This is a genomic window from Micromonospora sp. CA-259024, assembly GCF_050936255.1.
Lineage (GTDB): Bacteria > Actinomycetota > Actinomycetes > Mycobacteriales > Micromonosporaceae > Micromonospora.
On record NZ_JBNJND010000001.1, the window covers coordinates 160,294 to 184,846 of the forward strand.

General features: G+C 73.8%; 23 protein-coding genes. 13 read left to right on the forward strand and 10 right to left on the reverse strand.

The window, feature by feature from the left end:
- Positions 1–21 precede the first annotated feature (21 nt).
- Both ACQEUX_RS00755 and pknB read right to left on the reverse strand, forming a co-directional pair.
- Positions 22–894: a deoxyribonuclease IV gene (locus ACQEUX_RS00755; protein WP_433039705.1), complete on the reverse strand. Its 873-nt coding sequence runs from the start codon at positions 892–894 to the stop codon at positions 22–24.
- Complete coding sequence (gene pknB / locus ACQEUX_RS00760) at positions 894–2,882, reverse strand: Stk1 family PASTA domain-containing Ser/Thr kinase (protein ID WP_433039707.1); 1,989 nt, start codon at positions 2,880–2,882, stop codon at positions 894–896. Before pknB ends, ACQEUX_RS00755 begins: the two co-directional genes overlap by 1 nt.
- Positions 2,883–3,069: 187 nt before the next feature.
- Here pknB and ACQEUX_RS00765 point away from each other — a divergent pair, with 187 nt between their 5' ends.
- Positions 3,070–3,459 (forward strand): Rv2175c family DNA-binding protein, encoded by a 390-nt coding sequence (locus ACQEUX_RS00765; RefSeq protein ID WP_433039709.1) that lies wholly within the window; start codon positions 3,070–3,072, stop codon positions 3,457–3,459.
- Between the two features lie 140 nt (positions 3,460–3,599).
- Here ACQEUX_RS00765 and ACQEUX_RS00770 read toward each other — a convergent pair whose 3' ends face one another.
- Both ACQEUX_RS00770 and ACQEUX_RS00775 read right to left on the reverse strand, forming a co-directional pair.
- Entirely contained in the window at positions 3,600–4,682 is a 1,083-nt protein-coding gene (locus tag ACQEUX_RS00770; protein ID WP_433039711.1) for a polyprenyl synthetase family protein, read from the reverse strand.
- A 9-nt stretch (positions 4,683–4,691) separates the two neighbouring features.
- A complete protein-coding gene (locus ACQEUX_RS00775; protein WP_433039713.1) occupies positions 4,692–5,093 on the reverse strand; it encodes a helix-turn-helix domain-containing protein in 402 nt (133 codons plus the stop codon).
- Positions 5,094–5,351: 258 nt separating this feature from the next.
- Between ACQEUX_RS00775 and metF the strand changes: the two genes are divergently transcribed.
- Both metF and ACQEUX_RS00785 read left to right on the forward strand, forming a co-directional pair.
- On the forward strand, positions 5,352–6,269 hold the full coding sequence (gene metF, locus ACQEUX_RS00780; RefSeq protein WP_433039715.1) for a methylenetetrahydrofolate reductase [NAD(P)H]: 918 nt from the start codon (positions 5,352–5,354) through the stop codon (positions 6,267–6,269).
- Between the two features lie 44 nt (positions 6,270–6,313).
- Positions 6,314–7,003, forward strand: a complete 690-nt coding sequence (locus ACQEUX_RS00785) for a CDP-alcohol phosphatidyltransferase family protein (protein ID WP_433039717.1) — start codon at positions 6,314–6,316, stop codon at positions 7,001–7,003.
- An 11-nt stretch (positions 7,004–7,014) separates the two neighbouring features.
- On the opposite strand, the gene ACQEUX_RS00790 is transcribed toward ACQEUX_RS00785, so the two are convergent.
- The 6 genes from ACQEUX_RS00790 to ACQEUX_RS00815 all read right to left on the reverse strand — a co-directional run bounded on the left by ACQEUX_RS00790 (position 7,015) and on the right by ACQEUX_RS00815 (position 12,343).
- A complete protein-coding gene (locus ACQEUX_RS00790; RefSeq protein ID WP_433039719.1) occupies positions 7,015–8,502 on the reverse strand; it encodes a phytoene desaturase family protein in 1,488 nt (495 codons plus the stop codon).
- An 11-nt stretch (positions 8,503–8,513) separates the two neighbouring features.
- Positions 8,514–9,641, reverse strand: coding sequence for a glycosyltransferase (locus ACQEUX_RS00795; protein WP_433039721.1), 1,128 nt, complete (start codon positions 9,639–9,641; stop codon positions 8,514–8,516).
- Complete coding sequence (locus ACQEUX_RS00800; protein WP_433039723.1) at positions 9,638–10,507, reverse strand: carotenoid biosynthesis protein; 870 nt, start codon at positions 10,505–10,507, stop codon at positions 9,638–9,640. The genes ACQEUX_RS00795 and ACQEUX_RS00800 overlap by 4 nt, the downstream gene beginning before the upstream one ends.
- Positions 10,504–11,055: a GNAT family N-acetyltransferase gene (locus tag ACQEUX_RS00805; RefSeq protein WP_433039725.1), complete on the reverse strand. Its 552-nt coding sequence runs from the start codon at positions 11,053–11,055 to the stop codon at positions 10,504–10,506. Before ACQEUX_RS00805 ends, ACQEUX_RS00800 begins: the two co-directional genes overlap by 4 nt.
- The gene (locus tag ACQEUX_RS00810; protein WP_433049481.1) at positions 11,052–11,771 is read right to left on the reverse strand and encodes a monooxygenase; all 720 of its coding nucleotides are present in this window, start codon (positions 11,769–11,771) and stop codon (positions 11,052–11,054) included. The genes ACQEUX_RS00805 and ACQEUX_RS00810 overlap by 4 nt, the downstream gene beginning before the upstream one ends.
- Positions 11,772–11,854: 83 nt before the next feature.
- Positions 11,855–12,343 (reverse strand): YbaK/EbsC family protein, encoded by a 489-nt coding sequence (locus tag ACQEUX_RS00815; protein WP_433039727.1) that lies wholly within the window; start codon positions 12,341–12,343, stop codon positions 11,855–11,857.
- A 451-nt stretch (positions 12,344–12,794) separates the two neighbouring features.
- Here ACQEUX_RS00815 and ACQEUX_RS00820 point away from each other — a divergent pair, with 451 nt between their 5' ends.
- The 10 genes from ACQEUX_RS00820 (at position 12,795) to ACQEUX_RS00865 (ending at position 24,528) form a co-directional block, all read left to right on the forward strand.
- Positions 12,795–13,244, forward strand: coding sequence for an SAV_6107 family HEPN domain-containing protein (locus tag ACQEUX_RS00820; protein ID WP_433039729.1), 450 nt, complete (start codon positions 12,795–12,797; stop codon positions 13,242–13,244).
- A 97-nt stretch (positions 13,245–13,341) separates the two neighbouring features.
- Positions 13,342–14,067 carry a hypothetical protein gene (locus tag ACQEUX_RS00825; protein WP_433039731.1) on the forward strand — a complete coding sequence of 242 codons (726 nt, stop codon included), beginning with the start codon at positions 13,342–13,344 and terminating at the stop codon, positions 14,065–14,067.
- Positions 14,064–15,668 carry a DNA polymerase Y family protein gene (locus tag ACQEUX_RS00830; RefSeq protein WP_433039733.1) on the forward strand — a complete coding sequence of 535 codons (1,605 nt, stop codon included), beginning with the start codon at positions 14,064–14,066 and terminating at the stop codon, positions 15,666–15,668. The genes ACQEUX_RS00825 and ACQEUX_RS00830 overlap by 4 nt, the downstream gene beginning before the upstream one ends.
- A 54-nt stretch (positions 15,669–15,722) precedes the next feature.
- On the forward strand, positions 15,723–19,088 hold the full coding sequence (locus ACQEUX_RS00835) for an error-prone DNA polymerase (protein WP_433039735.1): 3,366 nt from the start codon (positions 15,723–15,725) through the stop codon (positions 19,086–19,088).
- A gap of 97 nt (positions 19,089–19,185) precedes the next feature.
- Entirely contained in the window at positions 19,186–20,535 is a 1,350-nt protein-coding gene (locus tag ACQEUX_RS00840; RefSeq protein WP_433039737.1) for an extracellular solute-binding protein, read from the forward strand.
- Between the two features lie 6 nt (positions 20,536–20,541).
- Positions 20,542–21,489: a carbohydrate ABC transporter permease gene (locus tag ACQEUX_RS00845; protein WP_433039739.1), complete on the forward strand. Its 948-nt coding sequence runs from the start codon at positions 20,542–20,544 to the stop codon at positions 21,487–21,489.
- Positions 21,486–21,662 carry a hypothetical protein gene (locus ACQEUX_RS00850; protein WP_433039741.1) on the forward strand — a complete coding sequence of 59 codons (177 nt, stop codon included), beginning with the start codon at positions 21,486–21,488 and terminating at the stop codon, positions 21,660–21,662. The genes ACQEUX_RS00845 and ACQEUX_RS00850 overlap by 4 nt, the downstream gene beginning before the upstream one ends.
- Positions 21,659–22,582, forward strand: coding sequence for a carbohydrate ABC transporter permease (locus ACQEUX_RS00855; RefSeq protein ID WP_433039743.1), 924 nt, complete (start codon positions 21,659–21,661; stop codon positions 22,580–22,582). The genes ACQEUX_RS00850 and ACQEUX_RS00855 overlap by 4 nt, the downstream gene beginning before the upstream one ends.
- A gap of 9 nt (positions 22,583–22,591) precedes the next feature.
- The gene (locus tag ACQEUX_RS00860; RefSeq protein WP_433039745.1) at positions 22,592–23,359 is read left to right on the forward strand and encodes a methyltransferase domain-containing protein; all 768 of its coding nucleotides are present in this window, start codon (positions 22,592–22,594) and stop codon (positions 23,357–23,359) included.
- The gene (locus ACQEUX_RS00865; protein WP_433039747.1) at positions 23,356–24,528 is read left to right on the forward strand and encodes an alkaline phosphatase family protein; all 1,173 of its coding nucleotides are present in this window, start codon (positions 23,356–23,358) and stop codon (positions 24,526–24,528) included. Before ACQEUX_RS00860 ends, ACQEUX_RS00865 begins: the two co-directional genes overlap by 4 nt.
- Positions 24,529–24,553: the final 25 nt, after the last annotated feature.

Sequence of the window (24,553 nt, forward strand, 5' to 3'; positions counted from 1 at the left end):
CGGGCGACGCAAACCTCTTGATCAAGAGGGCGGGGTCAGACGGGTGAGGGTGGTGATGTCGGCGGCGTGGCCGACCTGCTGCTCGCTCGGGGTTTCCACGACCACCGGGACACCGGCGGTGGCAGGGTGGGCCATCAACTCGGCGAAGGCGGGCTCGCCGATGGTGCCCTTACCGATGTTCTCGTGCCGGTCCCGGGTGGAGCCGCACAGGTCCTTCGAGTCGTTGGCGTGGACCAGCCGCAGCCGGTCCGCACCCACGGTGGCCACCAGGGTGTCCAGGGTTGCCGTCATGCCGCCCTCGGCCGCCAGGTCGTGGCCGGCCGCCCAGGCGTGGCAGGTGTCGAAGCAGACCCCGAGCATGGGGTGCCGGTCCACCGCGTCCAGGTAGGGCCCGAGCTGCTCCACCCGGGAGGCGAGTGACCGACCGCCGCCCGCGCTCGGCTCGACCAGCAGCATCGGCCCGCCGGCGTCAGAGGCCCAGTCGAGCAGCGGTAGCAACTCCTGGCGGACCTGCCGCATCGCCGCCTCGGCGTGGCCCTCGTCCACCGAACTGCCCGCGTGGAACACCACGGCCCGAGCGCCGATCGCCACGCCCCGACGCAGCGCGTGCGCCAGAGTCTGCGCCGACTTCTCGACCGTGGCCGGGGTGGGCGAGCCGAGGTTGACCAGCAGCGACGCGTGGATGAACGCCGGAATGCCCCGTTCGGCGCAGCCGTCGCGGAACAGGGCGTCCTGCGCGGGATCACCGTCGGGCAGCGCCCAGCCCCGCGAGTTGGAGACGTAGACCTGCACCACCTGGGCGCCGATCGCGTCCGCGTACGGCAGGGCCGCCTTCGCCAGCCCGCCGGAGGTCGGAGTGTGCGCGCCCACCGGCCGCCCGGAAACCGCCGCCATCAGAAGCACGTGATGGCGACCGGGGTGCCCGGCGGCACCTGCGAATTCTCGACCGGGACCTGGATCCGGGCCACGGCGTTCGGGTTGACCGCAACCGTCACCGGGAAGCCCTGGCTCTCCAACACCTGCTTGGCCTGCAGGCAGGGCAGGTCGATCACCCGGGGCACGACGACCAGCGGCGGGCCCTTGCTGACGTCCAGCTTGACCTGGGTGCCCTTCTCCACACCGGCGCCGTCGGCCGGGCTCTGGCCGAGGATCTCGTCCTTGGGCTTGTCGGAGTCCTTGTAGGTCTCCACCAGCACCAGGTTGAGCTGGGCCAGGGTGGTCCGGGCCTCGGTCAGGCTCTTGCCGACCAGGTTCGGCACCGTCACCGGCGCCCTGCCCCGGCTCAGAATGAGGGTGATCTTCGCACCCGGTTTGACCTCGGTGCCCACCTTGGGAGAGCTGTCCAGTACGACCCCGGCCGGCAGGCTGTCGTCGTAACGGGCGGCCCCCTTGGCCACCACCAGCTTCACGTTGACCAGATCCGCCTCGGCAAGCTCGAACTCCTTGCCGATCACGTCCGGCACGGGGAAGCGCTCCGGGCCGAGGGAGAGGGTCAGGGTGATGGTGCCGCCCTTGACGATCTTGGTGGCCGAGGCCGGGTCCTGCGCCAGCACGCTGTCCTTCGGGGCCTTCTCGTCGAAGCGCGGTTCGTCGTACTTCACGAGGAGCCCGGCACGGTCGGCCTGCGCCTGCGCCTCGGCCTTACTCAGGCTCACCAGCTGCGGAGCGTCCGTGTAACGGCCGACGCCGAACCACCAGCCTCCGACCGCGGCCACCAGGCCCAGCGCCACCACGACGGCCGCGACGGCGAGCCGGCCCCGGGAGTTGCCCAGCACCGTGTTGCGCAGCGCGGCGAGCCGGGGCCCCAGGCCCTCCGCCGGCTCCGACGCCGCCCGACGCCGCCCCGGCCCCTGGCTGCTGCCACCCTCGGGCAGCCGTGCCCAGGCCGGGCGATCGAGCGGGCGGACCGTGGCGACCACCATGGTCGGCTGGGAGAGCGGCGCGCCGTCGCTCACCGGGCGGAGCACGGCGGTATGGCTGTTGGCGTCGCCCAGCCGGTCCCGGGCAACCTGCACCTCGGTCAGCAGTGCGCCGGCGTCGGCGGGCCGTGCGCCGGGATCGCGCCGGGTGGCCCGCTGCACCAGGTCGTCGAGGATCGGCGGCAGGCCGGGCACCAGCGTCGAGGGTGCCGGCACATCCCGGTCGACGTGCTGCCAGGCGACGTCCACCGGGCGGTCCCCGTCGTACGGGACGCGACCGGTGAGCATCTCGAACAGCACGACGCCGGCGGAGTAGACGTCGGTGCGCGGATCGGCCCGGCCCTCGGTGACCAGCTCCGGGGCGACGTACGCCACGGTGGCCATCAGCTGGTTGCCCTGCTCCTCGTCGGCGCTGGCCTCGACCGCCCGGGCCAGCCCGAAGTCGGCCACCTTGACGACGCTGTCGACCAGGTTGGCGACGCCGCCGGTGGGCGCCTCGGCGACCAGCACGTTCTCCGGTTTGACGTCGCGGTGCACGAGACCGGCCCGGTGCGCGGCGGCGATCGCGGCGAGCATCTGCTCGGCGATGGCCAGCGCCTCGGCCGGGTTGAGCCGGCGTCGCTCGGCCAGCACGTCGCGCAGCGTGCGGCCGCGGACGTACTCCATCACCAGGTACGGCAGACCGGCGTGCGTGCCCTGGTCGTAGACCGCCACCACGTTCGGGTGGGTCAGCCGGGCGATGGTCTTCGCCTCGTCGGTGAACCGGGCCACGAAGTTGGCGATCCGGGCGCGGGCCTCGGGCGCCTGGGTCGGATGAATGATCTTGACAGCGACGGTGCGCTCAAGGCGTTCGTCCGTGGCGGTGTACACGGTCGCCATGCCACCACGGGCCACGCGACCGCGAATGCGGTAGCGCCCGTCGATCAGCGAGCCCAGCAGCGTGTCGGCGACCTGTGTGTCCATCGGCAGGCAGTCTATGTGTCCCGGGGGTGAAGGTTGAACAGGATGCTACAGCCGGACGCCGAACTGGTACGTCCCGCCGTCCTCGCGGCCCCTCATCCGCTGGTCGGTGACGGTCCCGGGAGTGGCCCCGACTGGTCGTCCGGGGTGCCGGTGGCTCGTCGCGGCGGCGGCGTGGCAGGGTGGTCGGGTGACCGAACCCGTACCTGACCAGGCCGTGCCCGGCCCGGAGCTCGCCGGACCCACCGACCCGGCCGGTTGGCTGACCCTGCCCGACGTCGCCGAGCGCCTCGACGTGTCGATCAGCAAGGTGCACCAGATGATCCGAGACCGGGAGCTGCTGGCGGTCCGCCGCGACGGCGTCCGCCGGGTCCCGGCCGACCTGGTGGCCAACCAGACCGCGCTCAAGCACCTGCCCGGCGTGCTCAACCTGCTCACCGACAACGGCTACGACGACGAGGCGGCGCTGCGCTGGCTCTACGAGCCGGACGACACCCTCCCCGGCGCCACCCCAGCCGCCGCCCTCTCCGGCGACCAGGCCCGCGAAGTGAAGCGCCGAGCCCAAGCTCTGGGCTTCTAACCCGGCCCTTCCCCGGTGGAGCATGGCCCTTTCCCCGTTGATCATGAAGTTGGCGGCGCGACACGCCGACGCGGACGCCGCTAACTTCATGATCAACGCGCCGAGTTGGGCCGGGGCGCGCACTGGGCGGGCGGCGCGGGTTAGTCGGCTCGGCGGGTTGCGGCGATGGCCAGGTCTACCAGGGCTTGGCGGGCCTCGGTGTCGAGGTCGACGGCGGTCAGCGCCACCAGGGCGGCGTCGGTGAGCGTGGTGATCCGCTGCTCGGTGCGGGCCAGCGCCCCGCTCGCGGAGATCAGCTCGCGCAGCCGGGCCACCCCCTGCTCGTCCAGCTCCGGGTCGCCGAGCCGGTTGAGCAGCAGTTCGCGGCCCGCGTCGTCGGTGGCCTCCATGGCCGCCGCCACCAGGTAGGTGCGCTTGCCCTCGCGCAGGTCGTCGCCGGCCGGCTTGCCGGTCAGCGCCGGATCACCGAAGACCCCCAGCACGTCGTCGCGGAGCTGGAACGCCTCGCCCAGCGTCAGCCCGTACGCCGAGTAGGCCGTCCGCACGTCGGCCGTCGCGTCGGCCAGCGCGGCGCCGAGCAGCATCGGACGCTCGACGGTGTACTTCGCCGACTTGTACCGGGCGACCTTGCTGGCCCGTTCCACCGAGGTGTCCCCGGTGACCTGCGTCAGCACGTCGAGGTACTGCCCGACGGTGACCTCGGTGCGCATCTCGTCGAAGACCGGCCGGGCCCGGGCCAACGCCCGCAGGTCCAGTCCCGCGGAGTGCAGCAGCTCGTCGGACCAGACCAGGCAGAGGTCGCCGAGCAGGATGGCCGCGGCGTCGCCGAAGCCGTCCGGGTCACCACCCCAGCCGGCCTCTCGGTGCCGTGCGGCGAACCGGCGGTGCACCGCGGGCTCGCCACGGCGGGTGTCGGAGCGGTCCATCAGGTCGTCGTGGATCAGGGCGCTGGCCTGGACGAACTCCAACGAGGCCAGGGCGGTGAGCACCGGGTCGCCGTCCACCCCGCCGGCGCCCCGGAAGCCCCAGTACGCGAATGCCGGACGCAGTCGCTTGCCGCCGCCGAGCACGAACGCCTCGATCGTCTCGGCCACCGGGACCAGGGCGTCGTCCACGGCGGCGAGCCGGCTCCGTTGGCCGGTCAGGAACTCGGTGAGGGCCTTGTCGACTCGCTGCCGCAGGCCGGCACGGTCGACGGGAGACACGGGAGCAGCGTGGGTCACGCCACGACGCTAGCGGGTGGCCGAGGGCTGCGCTCGACCGCCACGCATAGTCCCGCCGGGCCGCCCGCCGGTGCGGCCGGGGCCGGTCCGCCCGACCGGGCGCGCGCCGGCAACCGCGGTGCGGCCTGGTCCGGTGGCCCGGGTCGAGCCGGCCCGACGGGTGGCCGCGGCGGCCTCGGCGAGTGTCACCAGCGGCACGTCCAAGACGACGGCGAGCCAGCCGAGCCAGAACCCGCCGGGGACGCGACGCTGTCGTTCCCATCGGGACACCTCGTGCCGACTCAACGTCGGCACCCCGGCGGCGGCACACAACTCGGCGGCGGCGCGCTGCTGGCTCCAGCCACGGGCCAGCCGGCACCGGGCCAGCAGCGGCCCGAGCTGTGCGGGGCGCGGCAGTGGGGGCGGGGTCATGGGTCCTCCCGGCGGGTGTCGGCGCGGTGACGGCACACCCGCCCGACCGGACGGGACCGGCGTCACCGCTCGGTTGCTGACCCCCGCGCGGGCCCGGGCCGCCCCCGCCACCCCTCCCACGCCACCCATTCCTACCTCGGGGGTACGACGCCTTTTCCGCCCGCCGGGCCGGGGCGTGCGGGGCGGGCGGGGCAGTAGCGCCCGCCGGGGGGTGGGAAGCGCCTGGTTCGTGGTGGCGTCGCCCGCTAGAGTCGGGTCGTGGCGCTCGGTCTTCCCTCGGTACTCCCCAACCCGCAGCCGGCGATCGGGGAGCTCATCCGTGAGCGCCAGCCGACCTTCTCGTTCGAGTTCTTCCCGCCCAAGACCGAGGCGGGGGAGCGGCTGCTCTGGCAGGCCATCCGCGAGCTGGAGTCGCTGCGCCCGTCATTCGTGTCGATCACGTACGGCGCTGGCGGCTCGACCCGGGACACCACCGTGGCGGTCACCGAGCGGATCGCCACCGACACCACCCTGCTGCCGATGGCCCACCTGACCGCGGTCAACCACTCCGTCGCCGAGCTGCGACACGTGATCGGCCGGCTCGCCGGGGTGGGGGTGCGCAACGTGCTGGCCGTCCGTGGCGACCCGCCGGGCAACCCGGGCGGTGAGTGGATCCGCCACCCCGAGGGCGTGGACTACGCCGAGGACCTGGTCCGCCTGGTGCGCGACTCCGGCGACTTCAGCGTCGGCGTGGCGGCCTTCCCGTACAAGCATCCCCGCTCGCCCGACGTGGCCAGCGACACCGCGCAGTTCGTCCGCAAGTGCCGCGCCGGCGCCGAGTTCGCGATCACGCAGATGTTCTTCGATGCCGACGACTACCTGCGGCTGCGCGACCGGGTGGCCGCCGCCGGCTGCGACACCCCGATCCTGGCCGGGGTGATGCCGGTGACCCAGATCGGCACCATCGAGCGGTCCGTGCAGCTGTCCGGTGCGCCCTTCCCACCGGCGCTGGCGGCCCGCTTCGAACGGGTCGCCGACGACCCGGAGGCGGTCCGCCGGCTCGGCATCGAGCAGGCCAGCGAGATGTGCCGCCGACTGCTGGACGAGGGTGTGCCGGGGATCCACTTCATCACCCTCAACCGGTCCACCGCGACCCGCGAGGTCTGGCAGAACCTGAAGGCCGGCGCGCGGGTGTGAACGCTGAGCCTGCGATACCTGATGCCCGGCACGACGGTTGATCCGTGGTGGGCACACAGCTGAACTGGGATCAGTACGCCACGGCGTGGGCGCGGTTGCACGGCGGGTTCGACCCTCGGGTCGCGGCGCCGGTGGTGCGCGCCTGGCTGCGGTTCGCGTACCACGTCGGGTATGTGCTGGGCCGGCTGCGGGTCAGTCCCACCGCCGTCACCGTGGCCGGGGTGCTGCTCTGCTTCTGCGTACCGTTGCTGGTGACCCAGCCGGGGGACGGGCCGTTCCTCGGCGCGTTGTTCGTGTTGCTCGCCGCCGTGGCGGACAGCGTGGACGGCGCGGTGGCGGTCGCCACCGGCCGCACCACCCGGCTCGGCTACGTCTACGACTCGGTCGCCGACCGGCTCGGTGAGGTGGCGTGGTTGCTGGCGTTCTGGCTGGTGGGCGCGCCGGGGGCGCTGGTCGTCGCGGGCGGCGCGCTGTCCTGGCTGCACGAGTACGTCCGAGCCCGGGCGGTCGCCGCCGGTATGCGCGACATCGGCGCGGTCACCGTGGGTGAACGCCCCACCCGGGTTTCGGTGGCGCTGGCCGGGTTGCTGGTCGCCGGGTTGGCCGGGCTGATCGAGCCGGACCTGGCCGCCGGCACCATCACCATGGCGACCGCGGTGTGGGTGCTGCTGGCCGGATTCGGCCTGGGGCAGCTGCTCTCCAGCATCCGGCGCGCGCTGCTCGACGCCGGCTGAGCGTCCCGCACCTACCAGGCGGGGCCGATCTCGTCGGCGACGATCTGCGCGGAGAGGGTCACCATCGGCAACCCACCGCCCGGGTGGGTGGAGCCGCCCACCAGCCACAGCCCGCTCACCGGGCCCCGGTTGGCGGGCCGGAGCAGCCCGCCGGCGGTGCCGTAGATCGCGCCACCCGGCGTGCCGGTCGCCGCGTCCAGGTCGGCCGGGGTGCGGACCTCACGGAACAGCAGCCGGTCGCGCACGTCCACGCCGCGCCGCGCCAGCACGTCCAGGACCCGATCGGCGTACGCGTCGGCCAGCCCCGGGCGTCGCCAGTCGACCGCGCCCGCTGCGGTGCCCTGTCGGGGGGCGTTGACCAGCACGAACCATGCCTCGTGCCCGGCCGGGCGGACCATCGGGTCGTCGGCCACGGTGACGAACACCGTCGGGTCGGCCGCCGGCCGGGCCCGTACGCCACGCCCGGGGTCGCCGAAGACCGCGTCGAACTCCGCGTCGTAGTCGTCCGGGAAGAAGACGTTGTGGTGGGCCAGCCCGGTGCTGCCGGAGACGCCGAGCAGCAGCACGAAGCCGGCGAGGCTGCGGTCGGTCAGCCCGGCCAGCCGACGTGGGTGCGGTAGCAGGTCACGGTAGACGGTGAGCGCGTCCACGTTGGCCACCACCACGTCGGCGGGCACCGGCGCGGCGACGCCGGCGAGGCGTACCCCGTGCACCCGGCCGCCGGTGGCGTCGATCCGGGTCACCGTGGCGTCGGTCTGCACGACCACGCCCAGGTCCAGGCAGCGCGTCAGCAGCGCGTCGGCGAGTGTGCCCAACCCGCCGCGCAGATACCAGCCGCCGAAGGTCAGCTCGGCGTACGGGACCGCGACCAGCGCCGCTGGCGCCCGGCGTGGGTCGGCGCCGGTGTAGGTGGCGTACCGGTCCAGCAGCATCCGCAGCCGGGGGTCGGACAGGTGCCGACGGCCCAACCCGCGCAGCGTGCGGCCCGGGGCGATGGCGGCCAGGTCGCCGACGCGCCAGGCCAGTGACGCCAGGTCGCGGGGGGAGTCGACGGTACGACGCAGGATGTCCCGCGAGGAGGCATGCCAGACGCGTGCGGCCCTGCGCCACAGCCGCTGCCAGTCGGCTGCCGCCCGGTCACCGAGGGCGGCCCCGATCCGGGTGGCGAACTCCACCGGGTCGGCGCAGGAGTCCAACGCCGGGCCGCCGCCGGGAAAGACGTGCCGGACGATCGGGTCCAGCGGGACCAGGTCCAGGTATTCGTCGAGCTTCGCCCCGGTCGCCTCGAACAGGTCGTGGAAGACCTCGGGCAGGGTGAGCAGGCTCGGCCCGGTGTCGAAGTGGAACGACCCGGCCGGGGTGTCGTGCGCGTACCGGCCGAGCTTGCCGCCGACCGTGTCGGCCCGCTCGAAGACGGTCACCTGGTGCCCGGTGGCGGCCAGCCGGGCGGCGGTGGCGAGGCCACCCACCCCGGCGCCGACGACCACGATCCGCGCCATGCCGCGCCCTCCTAGCTGACCGGGCGGCCCCGCCAGGTCAGGCGGCGTCGCTTTCGCAGATGGTACGACCGCAGGGTCAGCCAACCGAGGACCACGACCGACACGGGGTGTGCGAGCGCGTCGGGCCACCACCGCCCCCCGGTCGCCCGTGCGGTGAGCACCCGCCCGGCCACCCCGAGCAGGTAGCCGGCCAGGCCCACGGCGGCCACCCCCGGCGCGCCGGCCGCCACACCCGCAAGCGCGATCAGCGGCGGGGCGGTGTAGAGCAGCAGCAGAGACGCCACCACGGCCGCCGCGGCACCCGGATGCCCGAACGACGCCCAGAGCGACTTCGAGTACCCGTCGCGCAGCTGCGGCCAGTCGTCGTACATCCGGCAGGTGGCCAGCCGGGAGCCGTCGGCCAGGGCGATCCGCCCACCGGCCCGCTTGACCGCCCGGGCCAGCTCGACGTCCTCCAGGATCTTGTCGGCGACCGCGGCGTGCCCGCCGGCGGCGGTGTAGCCGGCCCGGTCCAGCACCAGGAACTGCCCGCCCGCCGCGGCCAGCGACGGCCGGGGCGAGCGTTCCATCGCGCGTAGTGGCAGGAAGGTCAGCCAGAGCCACTGCAGCAGCGGCTGCACCAGCCGGTCGGCCGCCGTCGCCACCACGATCCGGGGGTACGGCGACAGCAGCGTCGCGCGGGCGGCGCGCAGCTCGGCGACGGCCGCGGCCACGGCGTGCGGGGCGAGCACCACGTCGGCGTCGACGAAGACCAGCACGCTGGCGGCCGGGTCGGCCCGCGTGGCCAACTGCCAGCAGGCGTGCGGTTTGCCCAGCCAGCCCGGCGGCGGGGCGACCCCGGTGAGCAGCGTGACCCGGGGGTCGTCGCCGGCCACCGTGCGGACCACGTCGGCGGTGCCGTCGGTGGAGCCGTCGTCGAGGACCACGACGCGCAGCCCGGGCACGCCGCGCTGGGCGAGCAGGGCGCGCAGGCATCCGGTGACCCGGGCCGCCTCGTCGCGCAGCGGCAGCAGCACGGCGACCGGCTCGTCGACCTCGGCGGGCCGGTCGGCGGGCCGGCGCAGCCATCCGGCGGCGTTGAGCCAGGTGTGCCCGGTCAACGCGGCGACGGCGATCGGCAGGGCGAGCAGGACGGTCATCGGGTCGCGTCGACGCCGGGGCGGTACGGCTGGTGGGCCTCCCGGCCGGGGTCATCGCCCCGGCGGGCACGCAGCAGGGCCACCGTCAGGGGTACGGCGGTCACCGACATGCCGGCGGCACCCCAGAGCGCCGAGGCGGGCAGGTCCAGGAAGACGGCGTGGGCCACAATGCTGGAGAAGTACGTCCACAGGTAGAGCGCGATCATCGGGTCGTCCCGCTGGTCGGTGCGCTCGACGCCCGGCCCGGCCAGCGGGCGCAGCGCGCTCATCATGAGCACCGCGAAGAGCAGCCAGCCCAGGTAGTTGCTGACCGGGATGCCGGGCAGGCCGAGCAACGCCGGGGTGGCGTCCCGCCAGACCCAGTAGCCCTCGGCCACCATCTGCGGATCGAGGAAGAGGTCCCAGGCGGCCAGCCCCACCGTGGCCAGCGCGATCCGCCGTACCCGCAGCCCGGCCGCCGACCCGCCCGTTGCTCCGCTGCCGAGGGCTGTCGCACCGGTGCCACCGGTCAGTCGGACCGCCGCCAGCCAGGCCGGCCAGGCCATCCAGGTCCAGGCCAGCGGAATGATCAGCGGCACTCCGGCCAGCTTGGGGCCCAGCTCGCCGGAGTAGTCGTAGCTGCCGAACGGCACACCGGTGGCCACTCCGATCGCCTCGATCGCGAACCCGCCACCGGTGGCCACCGCGACCAGCGCCGCCGCGACCCGCGGGCCCCGGCTGAGCAGCGCGTGGCCGACCGAGAGCAACCAACCGAGGACGACGGTGGCCACGGTGAGCCCGGCCCGGGTGGCGCCGGTGGTGAGGGGGTAGCAGATCTGGGCGAGCACCAGGACGGCGAGCAGTGTCCAGGAGATCCGCCGGGTCATGACGCCGGTGGCTCGAGCGGCAGGTCCCGGCCGAGCACCCCGAACGGCCGCTCGTCCCCGGGGAAGTGGAAGTTGCGCAGCACGTCGACGAAGCCGAACCGCCGGTACAACCGCCAGGCCCGCGAGGTCTGCTCGTCGGCCTCCGGGGTGGACAGCAGCGTGGTGTCGCCCTCGGCCATGCCGAGCAGCGCGCGCAGCTGGCCGGTGCCCAGGCCGTGCCCCTGCGCCGGTGGCCGGACATGCAGCTCGACCACCTCGAAGCAGTGGGTGAGCCAGCGCTTGCGGGTCGGTGCGTCCACCGCTCGGTGCACCTGGTCGTGCCACCACTGGCCGGAGGCGCCCAGGTAGCCGTAGCCGAAGCCGGCGAGGTGACCTTCGCTGGTCAGGCTGGCGACCGCCCGGAAACCCGGCCGGCGGACGTGGGTGGCGATGTAGCCGCGCCGGGCTTCCAGCAGATCGGTGCGGTATCCCATCGCCTCGCCGTAGACGGTCACCACGTCGTCCAGCCGCCGGACGAGATCGTCCGGCGTCCAGCGCACCAACCTCATGCCCGTCCACCCTTCACCGTTACGGGGCCGCCGTCGGCGACCCACCCGAGCACCGTCCGGTCGCCGACCACGTCGCGCACCTCGAACCGGGCGAACAGCTCCTCGGCGTACCAACCCGCGGTGGGGGTCCGCATGATCGCCGCCCGGTGCTCCGGGTGACGGTACGCGAACGCCACCAGGTCCGTCGGGTCGCGCCACACGCTCACCGTGCCCTGCCAACCCAGCGGCGCCTCCCCGACCCCGAACCGGGCCAGCAGCCCGGGCGCGTCGCGCAGTGCGGCGGCCACCGGGGGGACCGCCCGCCAGAAGGTGGCTGCCCGGCGGGCCCGCAGCCGAGCCCGGGTCAGTGCCAGCACCGGGCCGGTGACCCGGCCGCCGGACGGGTCGCCGAACGGCCGCTGGCCGGACCACTCGCCCCGGCTGGTCAGCGGGCGCAGGTCGACCCGGGCCTGGGCGCGGGCGATGCGTGCCCAGGAGCGCCCGACCGGCGAGTCGTCGAAGTCGGCCGCAGCGGCGGGAGAGTCCCATGCGGTCAGTGCCGCCCACCGGGTCAGGTCGGCGTCCCCCGGCCCGAAGCCGGTGCCGGTCCCGGTGCCCAGCAGCTTGCCGAACCGGGCGCCCGGGAGAGCGCGCAACCGGCGCGGGTCCACCGCCATCCGGGTCAGCGCCCGGGGTAGCGCGCCGCGGGAGGTTCGCCACACGTGCAGCGTGACCAGCTCCGGAGCCGTGCTCGCGCCACCGCTCCGCGGCGGCGCGAGCGCATCGCTGCTGTGCCTGCTGGTTCGCTCGCTCCGCTCGCTCACGCCACCTCGGCGGGGGTGCCGGCGGTGACCCGCAGCAGCTCGGCGTAGGTGGTGGGGAAGACCGCCTGCGGCACGCCACCCGCGGCCCAGATCTCGGGGTACGCCGCCAGCGCCGTGTCCACCAGGGTGCGCAGCGGGTGCGGGTGCCCGAGTGGGGCGACCCCGCCGATCGGCTGCCCGGTGTGCGCCCGGACGAACTCCGGGGTGGCCCGGCGCAGCCGGGTGACCCCGGTCGACGCCGCCAGGCCGGCGGTGTCGACCCGGTGTGCGCCCGAGGTGAGCACGAGCAGCGGCGTGTCGTCCGCGTCGAAGATCAGCGAGTTGGCGATCTGGCCGACCTCGACGCCGAGCGCCTCGGCGGCCGCTGCGGCGGTGTGTACCGCGTCGGGAAGCACGCGGACCGTGCTGGGCTCACCGGCGCCGTCGAGCGTGCCGGCGGCGGTGAGCGCGTCCTGCACCGCCCGTACGTTCGGGTGTGGCTGCATGTCGTCATTCTTCCCGGTCCGCCGGTGTCTGTTCACCCCGGTTCACCCGGCCGGCAAGTCCAGCGCGTCACACGTTGCATTTTCGTCGGAGGGGAGGTGTACTGTCAGCAGCAGTTAGAACGAGTGTTCGATTGCCTCGAACGCCCGTTCCAACCAGCCGGAGTGCGGCGTTTCGCGGCGCCAGCTCCGGGCGGTGCGGCTCCGCGGGTCGCACCTGGGTTTCCGGGCAGTCGCGAGCCTGGTCCCGACAGGCAGGAGCGTCGCTCGCCGCCCACGACCCCCGGGCGGCGGGCGACGAACCCGCCGGTACGCCGGCCGGGTGTGGTGTGGGGAAGCATCCGCACCCGGCCGGCCACACCCGGTGCGTCTTCCTCCGCACCACCCGACCTCGGCGTCTCATCGGTGGCACCAGCGCGCCGAGGCGACGCCCGGCCACGCGGAGGAGACATCCATGCCGACCAACCCGGCTCAGGCACCGACGGTGCCGGCGCACGTGCTGCCGCACCGCACCCCCGCCCAACTCCTCACGTTGGCCCGGCGCGGGCTGGTCGAGGCTGGCCAGACCAGACCTGACGGCCTGCGTTACGCGGCCGCCCACCTGGCGGCGCTGCGCGCGGCGGCCGCCCTGCTCGCCGCCCGTGCCCGGCCCGCGCCGAGCCGGCGTAACCGGATCACCAGCGTCTGGGTCCTCCTCCGTGCCGTCGCTCCGGAGCTCGACGAGTGGGCCCGGTTCTTCGCCGCCGGGGCCAGCAAGCGCGCCGCCGCCGAGGCCGGCATCCCCCGGGTGGTCAGCGCCCGGGAGGCCGACGATCTGCTCCGCGCGGCCGAACAGTTCGTCACGGTGGTGGAGACCGCGCTCGGTGTGGCCCACCAACCGGCCCTGGACGGCCTCGCCGCCTGATCCCGCCGTGCCACCGGCCGGCCCGAGGGGGGAGCCGGGCGGCCGGTGGCGCGTGCGGTCCTGATCTGTTCCACAGCAACGACGGGGGGTTGGTCCAATGGCGGGCCGCATGGTGGTCGGTTCCGCCGCACTGGCCGATCTGGTGCGCCCGGCGAGCGCACCCGACCCGGTCGGCGGCCACCGGGTGCTGCCGGTGGTGCCCGAGCTGACCGGTCTGCTGCCCAACCGCGGCCTGCGCCGGGGCAGCACCATCGCGGTCGCCGCCGGTCAGCCCCGGCGCAGCGGTGGCACCTCGCTGATGCTCGCCCTGCTCGCCGAGGCGTCCCGGGCCGGCTCGTGGTGCGCCGTGGTCGGTGTGCCGACGTTCGGTGCGGGCGCGGCCGCTGAGCTGGGCATCGCCCTGGACCGGTTGGCCCTGGTGCCGAATCCCGGCCCCGAGTGGGCCACCGTGATCGCCGCGCTGATCGACGGGGTGGACGTCGTGGTCACCGCCGTACCGGCCACGGTCTCCGCCTCGGTCGCCACCCGGTTGGCCGCCCGGGCCCGGCAGCGCGGCAGCGTGCTCGTCCCGTACGGCCGGTGGGACGGCGCGGACGTGACACTGCAGGTGGTCCGTGGGGTCTGGGATGGGCTCGGGCAGGGCCGGGGGCGGCTGCGCCGCCGGGAGGTCACCGTCTCGGCGCGCGGGCGCGGGGCGGCCGCCCGACCCAAGGAGATCAAGGTCTGGCTCCCGGGTGACGAGCTGACCCGGGTGATTCCTCGTACGCTGCCGTCGACCGTGGGCCGATCGTCCGCGCCGCTCGCCCTGGTCGGGCGGGGATGACCGGCTCGCCGGCACGGACCCTGCTGCTGTGGTGCCCGGACTGGCCGGTGCTCGCCGCCGAGATCGTCGACGGGGTGCCGGCGACCGGCCTGGTCGCCGTGCTGCACGCCAACCGGGTGGTCGCCTGCTCCGAGCGGGCCCGCGCCGAGGGGGTGCGCCGGGGGCTGCGCAAGCGGGAGGCGCAGGGTCGCTGTCCGCAGCTCACCGTCGTGGAGTACGACCCTGGCCGGGACGCCCGGGCGTTCGAGCCGGTGGTCGCCGCGGTGGAGGAGTTGGTCGCCGGCGTCGAGGTGGTCCGTCCGGGCGCCTGCGCGGTGGCCGCCCGGGGGCCGAGCCGTTACCTCGGCGGCGAGGAGGCGGCCGCCGAGCGGATCATCGAGCACGTCGCCCAGTCGTGCCTGGTGGAGAGCCAGGTCGGCATCGCCGACGGGGTGTTCGCGGCCGGGTTGGCCGCTCGCGCCGGCCGGGTGGTGGCACCGGGCGGGACACCGGAGTTCCTGGCCGGGTTGCCGGTCGAGGCGCTGGGCCGGTCGGCGCTGGCCGACCTGCTGCGCCGGCTGGGGGTGCGTACCCTCGGCGACTTCGCCGCGTTGCCGGCGGGCGACGTGCTGGCCCGGTTCGGGTTCGACGGTGCGCTGGCCCATCGGCTGGCCGCCGGACGGGACCACCGCCCACTCGCCGTCCGGCAGCCGCCGCCCGACCTGACGGTGACCGCCGAGCACGACGAGCCGATCGACCGGGTCGACGCGGCGGCGTTCGTGGCCCGGGCGCTGGCCGAGCAACTGCACGAGCGGCTGGCCGGGCACGGGCTGGCCTGCACCCGGCTCGGCATCGAGGCGGTCACCGAGCACGGGCAGGAACTGCACCGGGTGTGGCGGCACGATGGCCTGCTCACCGCCGTGGCCATCGCCGACCGGGTGCGCTGGCAGCTCGACGGCTGGCTCTCCGGCAGCAACGGCCGCGCTGGCGCCCGTCCGGCCCGACCGACGGCCGGCATCATCCGACTGCGACTGATCCCGGACGGGGTGATCGCCCAGGCCGGTCTGCAGGCCGGCCTCTGGGGGGAGACCGGCGAGGAGCGGGAACGGGCGCACCGGGCGCTGAGCCGTGTGCAGGGCATCCTCGGGCCGGAAGCGGTGGTCACCGCGGTGCTCGGCGGTGGGCGCTCCCCGGCCGACCAGGTGCGACTGGTGCCGTGGGGCGACGAACGACTCCCCGCCCGCCCCGGCTCGCCGACCGGCGCCGACCCGGCCGCCGGCCGAGGTGGGGGCACTCCGCCGTGGCCGGGTCGGTTGCCGGCGCCCGCGCCGGCAGTGGTGCTGCCCAGCCCGCTCGCCGCGACCGTGCACGACGCCGACGGCGAGCCGGTGGTGATCAGCGCGCGGTTGGCGGTGAGCGCCCCACCGGCCCGGCTGGTGGTCGGTGCCGGCCAGCCAGCGGAGATCGTGGGCTGGGCCGGCCCGTGGCCGGTGGACGAGCGCTGGTGGGCGCCGGCCGAGGCCCGCCGTCGGGCCCGGTTCCAGGTCAGCCTCGCCGACGGCACCGCCCTGCTGCTCGCCGTCGAGGCCGGGCAGTGGCTGGTGGAGGCGATCTATGACTGAGTGTTCAGCCGGGCATGGCCCGATCAAGCCGGGGGTCAGCGTAGGGGCGGTTCGGTGAGCTTTCACAACCCGAAGATGCCCTGGTCGGAGCTGGAGGGGGTGCTCTCCGGGCGGGCCGGCGGCGGGCGGCCGCGCGAGGAGCGGCACCTGCACGTGGTGGACCCGCTCGCCGTGGACGCCGACGGCGGGGACTCCCCGGCCTGGAGCCGCCGGCGCGAGCAGTACCAGCCGCCCGAGCTGACCCGCCCCGACGGTGTGGTGCCCTACGCGGAGCTGCACGCGCACACCAACTTCAGCTTCCTCGACGGCGCCAGCCACCCCGAGGAACTGGCCGAGGAGGCGGCCCGACTCGGGCTCACCGCGCTCGCCGTCACCGACCACGACGGCTTCTACGGTGTGGTCCGCTTCGCCGAGGCGGCTCGGACGCTGGGCCTGCCGACCATCTTCGGCGCGGAGCTCTCCCTCGGGCTGCCCGGCCCGCAGAACGGCGAACCCGACCCGCACGGCGCGCACCTGCTGGTGCTGGCGCACGGCCATGAGGGGTACGCCCGACTGGCCACCACCATCGCTCGCGCCCAACTACGCGGCGGGGAGAAGGGCCGCCCGGTCTACGGGGAACTGGAGGAGGTCGCCGAAGAACTGCGCGACCACGTGCTGGTGCTGACCGGCTGCCGCAAGGGGCACGTGCCGGCCGCGCTGCTCACCGAGGGGGTGGACGCGGCAGCCCGCGAACTGGACCGGCTGACCGCGCTCTTCGGTGCGGAGACGGTGGCGGTGGAGCTGACCGACCATGGTCACCCTGTCGACGCCGACCGCAACGACGCGCTCGCCGACCTGGCCGCCGCGGCCGGGCTACCGACGGTGGCCAGCAACAACGTGCACTATGCCAGCCCCAGCCGGCGCCGGCTGGCCACCACTGTCGCCGCCGTCCGGGCTCGACGCAGCCTCGACGAGATCGACGGCTGGCTGCCCGCGGCGGCCACCGCCCACCTGCGCAGCGGCGCGGAGATGGCGGCCCGCTTCGCCGCGTACCCGGGTGCGGTGGCCCGGGCCGCGGAGTTCGGCGCCGAGTTGGCCTTCGACCTCCAGTTGGTCGCGCCGCAGCTGCCGGCGTACCCGGTGCCGCCGGGGCACACGGAGATGAGCTGGTTGCGGAAGCTGACCGCCGACGGGGCGCGCGAGCGCTACGGGCCGCCGCAGGCGCATCCGGCGGCGTACGCGCAACTCGACCACGAGCTGAACATGATCGAGGAGTTGGGCTTCCCCGGCTACTTCCTGGTGGTCTACGACATCGTCGCGTTCTGCCGTGACCAGGACATCTACTGCCAGGGCCGGGGTTCGGCGGCCAACTCGGCGGTCTGCTACGCGTTGCGGATCACCAATGTGGACGCGGTTCGGCACCGGCTGCTCTTCGAGCGGTTCCTCGCCCCGGAGCGGGACGGCCCACCGGACATCGACGTGGACATCGAGTCCGACCGCCGGGAGGAGGTGATCCAGCATGTCTACACCCGCTACGGCCGGGAGCACGCCGCTCAGGTCGCCAACGTCATCTCCTACCGGCCCCGGTCGGCGGTGCGGGACGTGGCCAAGGCATTCGGCTACTCACCGGGGCAGCAGGACGCCTGGAGCAAGCAGATCGACCGGTGGGGCTCGGTCGCCACGGTCGACGTCGAGGACATCCCGGAGCAGGTGGTGGAGTACGCCAACGAGCTGCAGACGTTCCCGCGGCACCTGGGCATCCACTCGGGCGGCATGGTGATCTGCGACCGGCCGGTGATCGAGGTCTGCCCGGTGGAGTGGGGGCGGATGCCCGGGCGCAGCGTGCTCCAGTGGGACAAGGACGACTGCGCCGCGGTGGGGCTGGTCAAGTTCGACCTGCTCGGCCTCGGCATGCTCTCCGCCCTGCACTACGGCTACGACATGATCGGGTCCCGGCTCGACCTGGGTGACATGACCCTGGACGACCCCGAGGTCTACGACATGCTCTGCCGGGCCGACTCGGTCGGGGTGTTCCAGGTGGAGAGCCGTGCCCAGATGGCCACCCTGCCCCGGCTCAAGCCCCGCGAGTTCTACGACCTGGTGGTCGAGGTGGCACTGATCCGGCCCGGCCCGATCCAGGGCGGTTCGGTGCACCCGTTCATCCGGCGTAAGAACGGCCAGGAGCCGGTGACCTTCGCGCACCCGCTGATGCGCAACGCCCTGGAGAAGACCCTGGGTGTGCCGCTGTTCCAGGAGCAGTTGATGCAGCTCGCCATCGACCTGGCCGGCTTCGACGCGGCCGAGGCCGACCAGCTGCGCCGGGCGATGGGCGCCAAACGGTCGGTCGAGCGGATGACCCGTATCGCCGATCGGCTCTACGCCGGGATGGCCGAGCGGGGCATCACCGGGGAGTTGGCCGACGACGTCTACCGCAAGCTCACCGCGTTCGCCAGCTACGGCTTCCCGGAGAGCCACGCGATGAGCTTCGCCTACCTGGTCTACGCCAGCTCCTGGCTCAAGCGCTACCACCCGGCGCCGTTCCTGGCCGCGCTGCTCAACGCCCAGCCGATGGGTTTCTACTCTCCGCAGACCCTGGTCGACGACGCCCGCCGGCACGGGGTGGAGGTCCGCCGTCCGGACATCAACGCCAGCGGGGCGAAGGCGGTGCTGGAGTCCACCCCGGACACCCGGTGGGGCAGCGGGCCGGGGGAGCCGCCGCATGCCTGGGGGCTGGGCGGTCCGGCCGTCCGGCTCGGCCTGTCCAGCGTACGGACCCTCGGCGCCGACGTGGCCGAGCGGATCGAGGCCGAACGGGCCACCGGTGGGTCGTACCGGGACATGCCCGATCTGGCCCGGCGGGTCGGTCTCACCGCCGCGCAGCTGGAGGCGCTGGCCACCGCGGACGCCTTCGCCTGTTTCGGGCTGACCCGGCGGCAGGCGTTGTGGGCCGCCGGCGCGGCTGCCCAGGACCGGCCGGGCCGGCTGCCGGGCACGGTGACCGGCGCGGCGGCGCCCACGCTGCCCGGCATGGAGGCGGTGGACCGGCTGGTCGCCGACGTGTGGGCCACCGGGCTGTCGCCGGAGAGCCATCCGGCCCGGTTCATCCGGGGTCAGCTCGACGTGCTCGGCGCGGTGCCGATCGCCAGGCTGGGCCGGGTGGAGCCGGGGCAACGGATCCGGGTCGGCGGCATCGTCACCCACCGGCAGCGGCCGGCGACCGCGGGCGGGGTCACCTTCCTCAATCTGGAGGACGAGACCGGGATGCTCAACGTCACCTGCTCGCCGGGGCTGTGGCAGCGCTACCGGCGGGTGGCCCGGACCAGCGCCGCGCTGGTGGTCCGGGGGCGACTGGAGCGGCACGAGGGGGTGACCAATCTGGTCGCCGACCGGCTGGACGCGATCGAGCCGCCGGTCAGCCCCGCCTCCCGCGACTTTCGGTGACGTCAGTGTTACCGGTGTTTCACGTTTGAGGCCCGGGAGAAGAGGAGAAGTGCAGGTCACGCGGGCAGCGGCGCGCGCCGATTGGGGGAGGGGCCACATGTCACGGATACTGCGAGCGACCGCATTCGCCGGGGTGCTCACCCTGGCGCTCAGCGGGTGCGGGGGAGTCGGCGGCGGCGGCGACGCGGGGGGCGGCACCGCCACCACGGGCGCGCTCAGCACCATGGGTTTCGGTTTCTCCGACGAGATCGCCACCACCCGCGTGGACGCCTTCAAGCGGGACCACCCGGACGTCGACCTGAAGGTGACCGAGGGTGCCTTCGACGAGCAGCAGTTCCTCTCCGCGGTCGCCTCGGGCAACCCACCGGACCTGGTCTACATGGACCGCAAGATGATCGGCACGTACGCCAGGCGCGGCTCCATCCAGCCGCTGACCGACTGCGTCGAGAAGCAGAGCATCGACCTGGAGCAGTACCGGCCCGCCGCCCGCGAGCAGGTCACCCTGGACGGCACCGTCTACGGCATCCCGGAGTTCTCCACCGTCCGGGTGGTCTACCTCAACGAGGGTCTGCTCAAGAAGGCCGGGCTGACCGCCGACCAGGTCAACCTGGCCGACTGGGCGGCGCTGCCCGGCCTCAACGCGAAGCTGGCCTCGGTCTCCGGCAACCGGCTCTCCCGGATCGGCATCGACCCGAAGATCCCCGAGTTCCTGCCGATGTGGGCCAAGGCGAACGGCGTCGACATGCTCTCCGCCGACGGCCGCACCGCCAGGCTGGACGACCCCAGGGTGATCGAGGCGCTCACCACCGGTGTGAACCTCATCGAGCAGCAGGGTGGCTGGGGCACGTTCAAGTCGTTCCGGGACACCTTCGACTTCTTCGGTGCGCAGAACCCACTGTCCAAGAACCAGATCGTGGCCTGGCCGATGGAGGAGTGGTTCCTCAACCAGGCCGCCAAGAACAGCCCGGACGCCGAGTTGGTGGTCAAGCCCTTCGTGGACCGGCAGGGCAGGCCGCTGACCCAGTCGGCCGGACAGGCCTGGGTCATCACCAAGGGCGCGAAGAACCCCGACGCCGCCTGCGCGTTCGTCAAGCAGATGACCGCCACCGACACCTGGCTGGCCGCCGCGAAGGCCCGGGCGGATGCCCGCAAGAGCACCGGGCAGCCGTTCACCGGCATCTACACCGCCAACGCCGTGGCGGACAAGAAGATCTTCGAGGAGCTGCACCAGCCGACCGGCAACAAGCGTTTCGACGACGCGGTCGCCACCATCCGCTCGGTGCAGGACGCGGCGTTCGCGATGCCCGCCTCGCCGGCTGGCGCCGAGTTCGACAAGGCGTACTACGACGCGGTCAACCGGGTGCTCGCCGGTCAGGCGCAGCCCGCGCAGGCGTTGCGGCGAGCCCAGCAGGAGGCGACCGCCGCCCTGGACAAGGCCGTGAAGTAGATCCCGATGGCTACCGTCACCGTCACCGCTGCGGGCCGGCGTCGTCGTACCCCGCTGGCCCGACGGGAGGCCCGCTGGGCGTACCTCTTCCTGGCGCCGTGGATCATCGGGTTCCTGGTCTTCTCCGCCGGGCCGATGGCCGCCAGCCTCTGGTTGAGCTTCACCGAGTACGACGTGATCAATCCGCCGGAGTACACCGGGCTGGACAACTACCGGGAGTTGATGAGCGACCCGGCGGTGGCCCGCAGCCTCGGCAACACGGTCTACTACACGGCGCTGCACGTACCGCTGGTGATGCTCATCTCGCTCGGCCTGGCGCTGTTGCTCAAGCGGGTCGGCCGGTTGCAGGGTTTCTTCCGGACCGTCTTCTACCTGCCGGTGATGACACCGGCGGTGGCGGTCGGCATCCTGTTCCTGCTGCTGCTCAACACCCAGGACGGTCTGATCAACCGGGCGCTCGGCCTGGTCGGGATCACCGGTCCGAGTTGGACCACCGACCCGCACTGGGTGATGCCCGGCATCATCCTGATGAGCCTGTGGAGCCTCGGCTCCACGGTGATCATCTATCTGGCCGCCCTGCAGAACGTGCCCCGTGACCTGTACGAGGCGGCGGCCATCGACGGCGCCGGCGCGTGGGCCCGGTTCCATTCGGTCACCCTGCCGATGATCTCGGGTGCGTTGTTCTTCACGCTGATCGTCAACACGATCGCGTCGCTGCAGATGTTCACCGAGGTCTACACCATGTACTTCGGCAACCGCGAGACCCAGAACTCCTTCAACAGCGACGCGGCGAGCTTCTACGTCATCCACCTGTTCCAGGAGGCGTTCCAGTTCCTGCACATGGGCTTCGCCTCGGCGATGGCCTGGTTGCTCTTCGTGATCATCTTGATCATCACGCTGATACAGGTGAAACTCAGCAACCGATTCGTGTACTACGAGGGAGAAGACAAGTGACGGGGATGAACGGCCACAACGGCGTGGCCAACACGCGACGCACCCGGCTGACCACGGGCTGGGTACCCGAGCAGCTCAGCGAGCCGCGCGAGTACCAGATCACTGACGGCCCGGTGGCCAACGCCCGACGGTCCCGGGCGGAGGACGATCCGGCGGCCGGGGAGCAGTCGTGACAACCGCCGTCGAACGCAGCGCCGCCGCACCGGTGTCCGGCCTCAGGCCGGCCCGGGCGGCGGCGCGCCGCCCGGTTCCGCAGGAGCCCCGCCGGCCGATCTGGCACCGGGTGCTCTTCGTGGCGGCGCTGGTCGGTGCCGCGGTGCTGTTCACGCTGCCGTTCGTCTGGCTGGTCAGTGCCTCGCTGCGCCCCCGCGAGTACGTCTTCGCCCCCGGCTTCCTGCCGATCCCGTTCGCCCCGGAGAACTACGCCGAGGCATGGCAGGCCGTGCCGCTGCTGACCTGGTTCGGAAACAGCGTGGTCGTCGGCGTGGCCGCCGCCGCAGCGGTGACCATCTCCAGCGCCTGGGTGGCGTTCGGGTTCGCCTACTTCCGCTTCCCCGGCCGCAACCTGCTCTTCGGGCTGGTGCTGGCGACCATGATGCTGCCGTTCGCGGTCACCATGATCCCGACGTACCTGATCTGGTCGGAACTGGGCCTGACCGACACCCAGGTGCCGCTCTGGGCGGGCAACCTGTTCGGCTCGGCGTTCTACATCTTCCTGCTGCGGCAGTTCCTGCTCTCGCTGCCCCGGGAGTACTTCGAGGCGGCCCGGGTGGACGGGGCCAGCTACCCGCAGCTGTTCTGGAAGCTGGCCTTCCCGCTGATCCGGCCGGCGCTGCTGGTCGCCTTCGTCTTCGAGTTCAAGGCCAGCTGGACGGACCTGCTCAAGCCGCTGATCTACCTGCGCAACGAGGAGCTCTACACGCTGCCGCGCGGGCTCAAGGTGGTGCTGGACCGGTTCGGTTATGGCGGCGAGCAGCAGTGGGAGGTCGTGCTCGCCGGCAGCGTACTGGCCACCGTACCGATGATCATTCTGTTCTTCCTGGCCCAGCGGCACTTCGTCGAGGGCATCGCCACCACCGGCCGCAAGGGCTGACTGGACCGGGTGACTAGGCTCGACCGGGTGGAGCAGACCCGAGGCCGGTTCGCCGGGCCGCCGCTGACACCCCGCACCGCCGTCATCTGGTCGGTGCTCCGCGCCGAGCTGGACCGGCGCGGCGACGCCGAGCTCACCGTGCTGGACGTGGGCGGCGGCACCGGTGGTTTCGCCGTCCCGCTGGCCCGTGCCGGGCACCGGGTCACCGTGGTCGACGCCAGCCCGGACGCGCTGGCCGCGCTCACCCGCCGGGCCGCCGAGGCGGGAGTCGCCGACCGGATCGCCGCCGTGCAGGGCGACGGCGACGCCCTCGCGGGGCTGGTCGAGCCGGCCGGCGTCGACCTGGTGCTCTGCCACGCGGTGCTGGAGGTGGTCGACGACCCGACGCCGGTCGTGACCGCGCTGGCCACCGCGCTGCGTCCCGGCGGCGCGGCCAGTGTGCTGGTGGCCGGCCGGGCCGCCGCCGTGCTGGGCCGCGCGATGAACGGGCACCTGGACGTCGCGGCCGCGCTGGCCGCCGATCCGGCTGGCACCGCCGGGCCGCGGGACACTCTTCGCCGGCGTTACGACGCTCCCGGCGCCGCCGCGCTGCTCGGCGCCGCCGGGCTGGTGGTCGAGGAGATCCACGGGGTACGCGTGCTGGCCGACCTGCTACCGGCGGCGGTCGCCGACGGGCAGTCCGCGGCCCTGGTCGAGCTGGAACGTGCGCTGGCCGCCCAACCGCCGTACCGGGACCTGGCCGCCCAGCTGCACCTGTTCGCCCGCCGGCCGGCATGATCGCTCAGCCGGAGGGCGCGCCTGCGCCGCTGGAGGTCCTCGGGCCCGACCACCCCGGCGGGCGCCTCGCCGACGTGTTGCCCAGCGCGCTGGCTGTGCTGGGCGTGCCCGGCTCGGCCGACCCCCTCGGGCTCGTCCCCGCGCTGGCCGGGGTCCGCCGGATCGCCGTGCTGCTGGTCGACGGGCTCGGTTGGTACCAGGTGCCGACCGCCGCGCCGTACGCACCGACCCTCGCCGGGCTCGCGGCGACGGTGGCCCAGCCGCTCATCGCCGGTTTCCCGTCCACCACGCCGACCAGTCTGGTGTCGCTGGGCACCGGCGTGGCGCCGGGCGCGCACGGCGTGCTCGGCTTCACCGTGCGGGTGCCCGGCACCGATCGGGTGCTCACCCACACCGACTGGGCCGCCGACCCGTCGCCGCTGCGCTGGCAGCCGGTGACCACCCAGCTGGAGCGGGCGCGTGCCGCTGGCGTGACGGTGACCGTGGTGAGCCGGCCGGAGTTCGGTGGCAGCGGGTTGACCCTGGCCGCCAACCGGGGCGGTGACTTCCGGGGCGCAGCCGGTGGGGACGCCGTGGCGGCCACCATGCTGGCCGCGCTGGCCGCCGGTTCCGGGCCCACCCTGGTCTCCGGCTACCACGCCGACCTGGATCGGCACGGCCACGTCAGCGGCGTCGACTCGGTGCCCTGGCGGATTGCCGCCACCGAGGTGGACACCCTGCTCGCCCGGTTGGTCGACGGGCTGCCGCCGGACGCGGCGCTGTTGGTGACCGCCGACCACGGTCAGCTCGACGTTCCCGCCGCGCACCGCTTCGACCTGGACACCGATGCGCGACTGCGCGCCGGTGTGCGGCTGGTGGCCGGTGAGGCCCGGGTCCGCTACCTGCACGTCGAGCCGGGCGCGGTCGACGATGTGGTGGCCGCCTGGTCCGAGGTGCTGGGTGCCGCGGGGCGGGTACGCACCCGCGCCGAGGTGGTGGCCACCGGATGGTTCGGGCCGGTACCCGAGGAGCACCTGGAACGGATCGGCGATGTGGTGGTGACCTGCAACGACACGTACGCGGTCATGGCCAGCCGTACCGAACGACCGATGGCGTCGCGACTGGTGGCGTACCACGGGTCGGACACCGCCGCCGAGCTGACCGTGCCACTGCTGGTCGTGCGCGGCTGACCGGGGTACGGTCCGGCCCGCCGGC

Excerpts from the sequence above, each read along its gene's own strand:
- ACQEUX_RS00755 (WP_433039705.1), bottom strand. The coding sequence starts at position 894 with ATGGCGGCGGTTTCCGGGCGGCCGGTGGGCGCGCACACTCCGACCTCC.
- pknB (WP_433039707.1), bottom strand. The coding sequence starts at position 2,882 with ATGGACACACAGGTCGCCGACACGCTGCTGGGCTCGCTGATCGACGGG.
- ACQEUX_RS00775 (WP_433039713.1), bottom strand. The coding sequence starts at position 5,093 with ATGACCCCGCCCCCACTGCCGCGCCCCGCACAGCTCGGGCCGCTGCTG.
- ACQEUX_RS00790 (WP_433039719.1), bottom strand. The coding sequence starts at position 8,502 with ATGGCGCGGATCGTGGTCGTCGGCGCCGGGGTGGGTGGCCTCGCCACC.
- ACQEUX_RS00795 (WP_433039721.1), bottom strand. The coding sequence starts at position 9,641 with ATGACCGTCCTGCTCGCCCTGCCGATCGCCGTCGCCGCGTTGACCGGG.
- ACQEUX_RS00800 (WP_433039723.1), bottom strand. The coding sequence starts at position 10,507 with ATGACCCGGCGGATCTCCTGGACACTGCTCGCCGTCCTGGTGCTCGCC.
- ACQEUX_RS00805 (WP_433039725.1), bottom strand. The coding sequence starts at position 11,055 with ATGAGGTTGGTGCGCTGGACGCCGGACGATCTCGTCCGGCGGCTGGAC.
- ACQEUX_RS00815 (WP_433039727.1), bottom strand. The coding sequence starts at position 12,343 with ATGCAGCCACACCCGAACGTACGGGCGGTGCAGGACGCGCTCACCGCC.
- ACQEUX_RS00820 (WP_433039729.1), top strand. The coding sequence starts at position 12,795 with ATGCCGACCAACCCGGCTCAGGCACCGACGGTGCCGGCGCACGTGCTG.
- ACQEUX_RS00825 (WP_433039731.1), top strand. The coding sequence starts at position 13,342 with ATGGCGGGCCGCATGGTGGTCGGTTCCGCCGCACTGGCCGATCTGGTG.
- ACQEUX_RS00830 (WP_433039733.1), top strand. The coding sequence starts at position 14,064 with ATGACCGGCTCGCCGGCACGGACCCTGCTGCTGTGGTGCCCGGACTGG.
- ACQEUX_RS00840 (WP_433039737.1), top strand. The coding sequence starts at position 19,186 with ATGTCACGGATACTGCGAGCGACCGCATTCGCCGGGGTGCTCACCCTG.
- ACQEUX_RS00845 (WP_433039739.1), top strand. The coding sequence starts at position 20,542 with ATGGCTACCGTCACCGTCACCGCTGCGGGCCGGCGTCGTCGTACCCCG.
- ACQEUX_RS00865 (WP_433039747.1), top strand. The coding sequence starts at position 23,356 with ATGATCGCTCAGCCGGAGGGCGCGCCTGCGCCGCTGGAGGTCCTCGGG.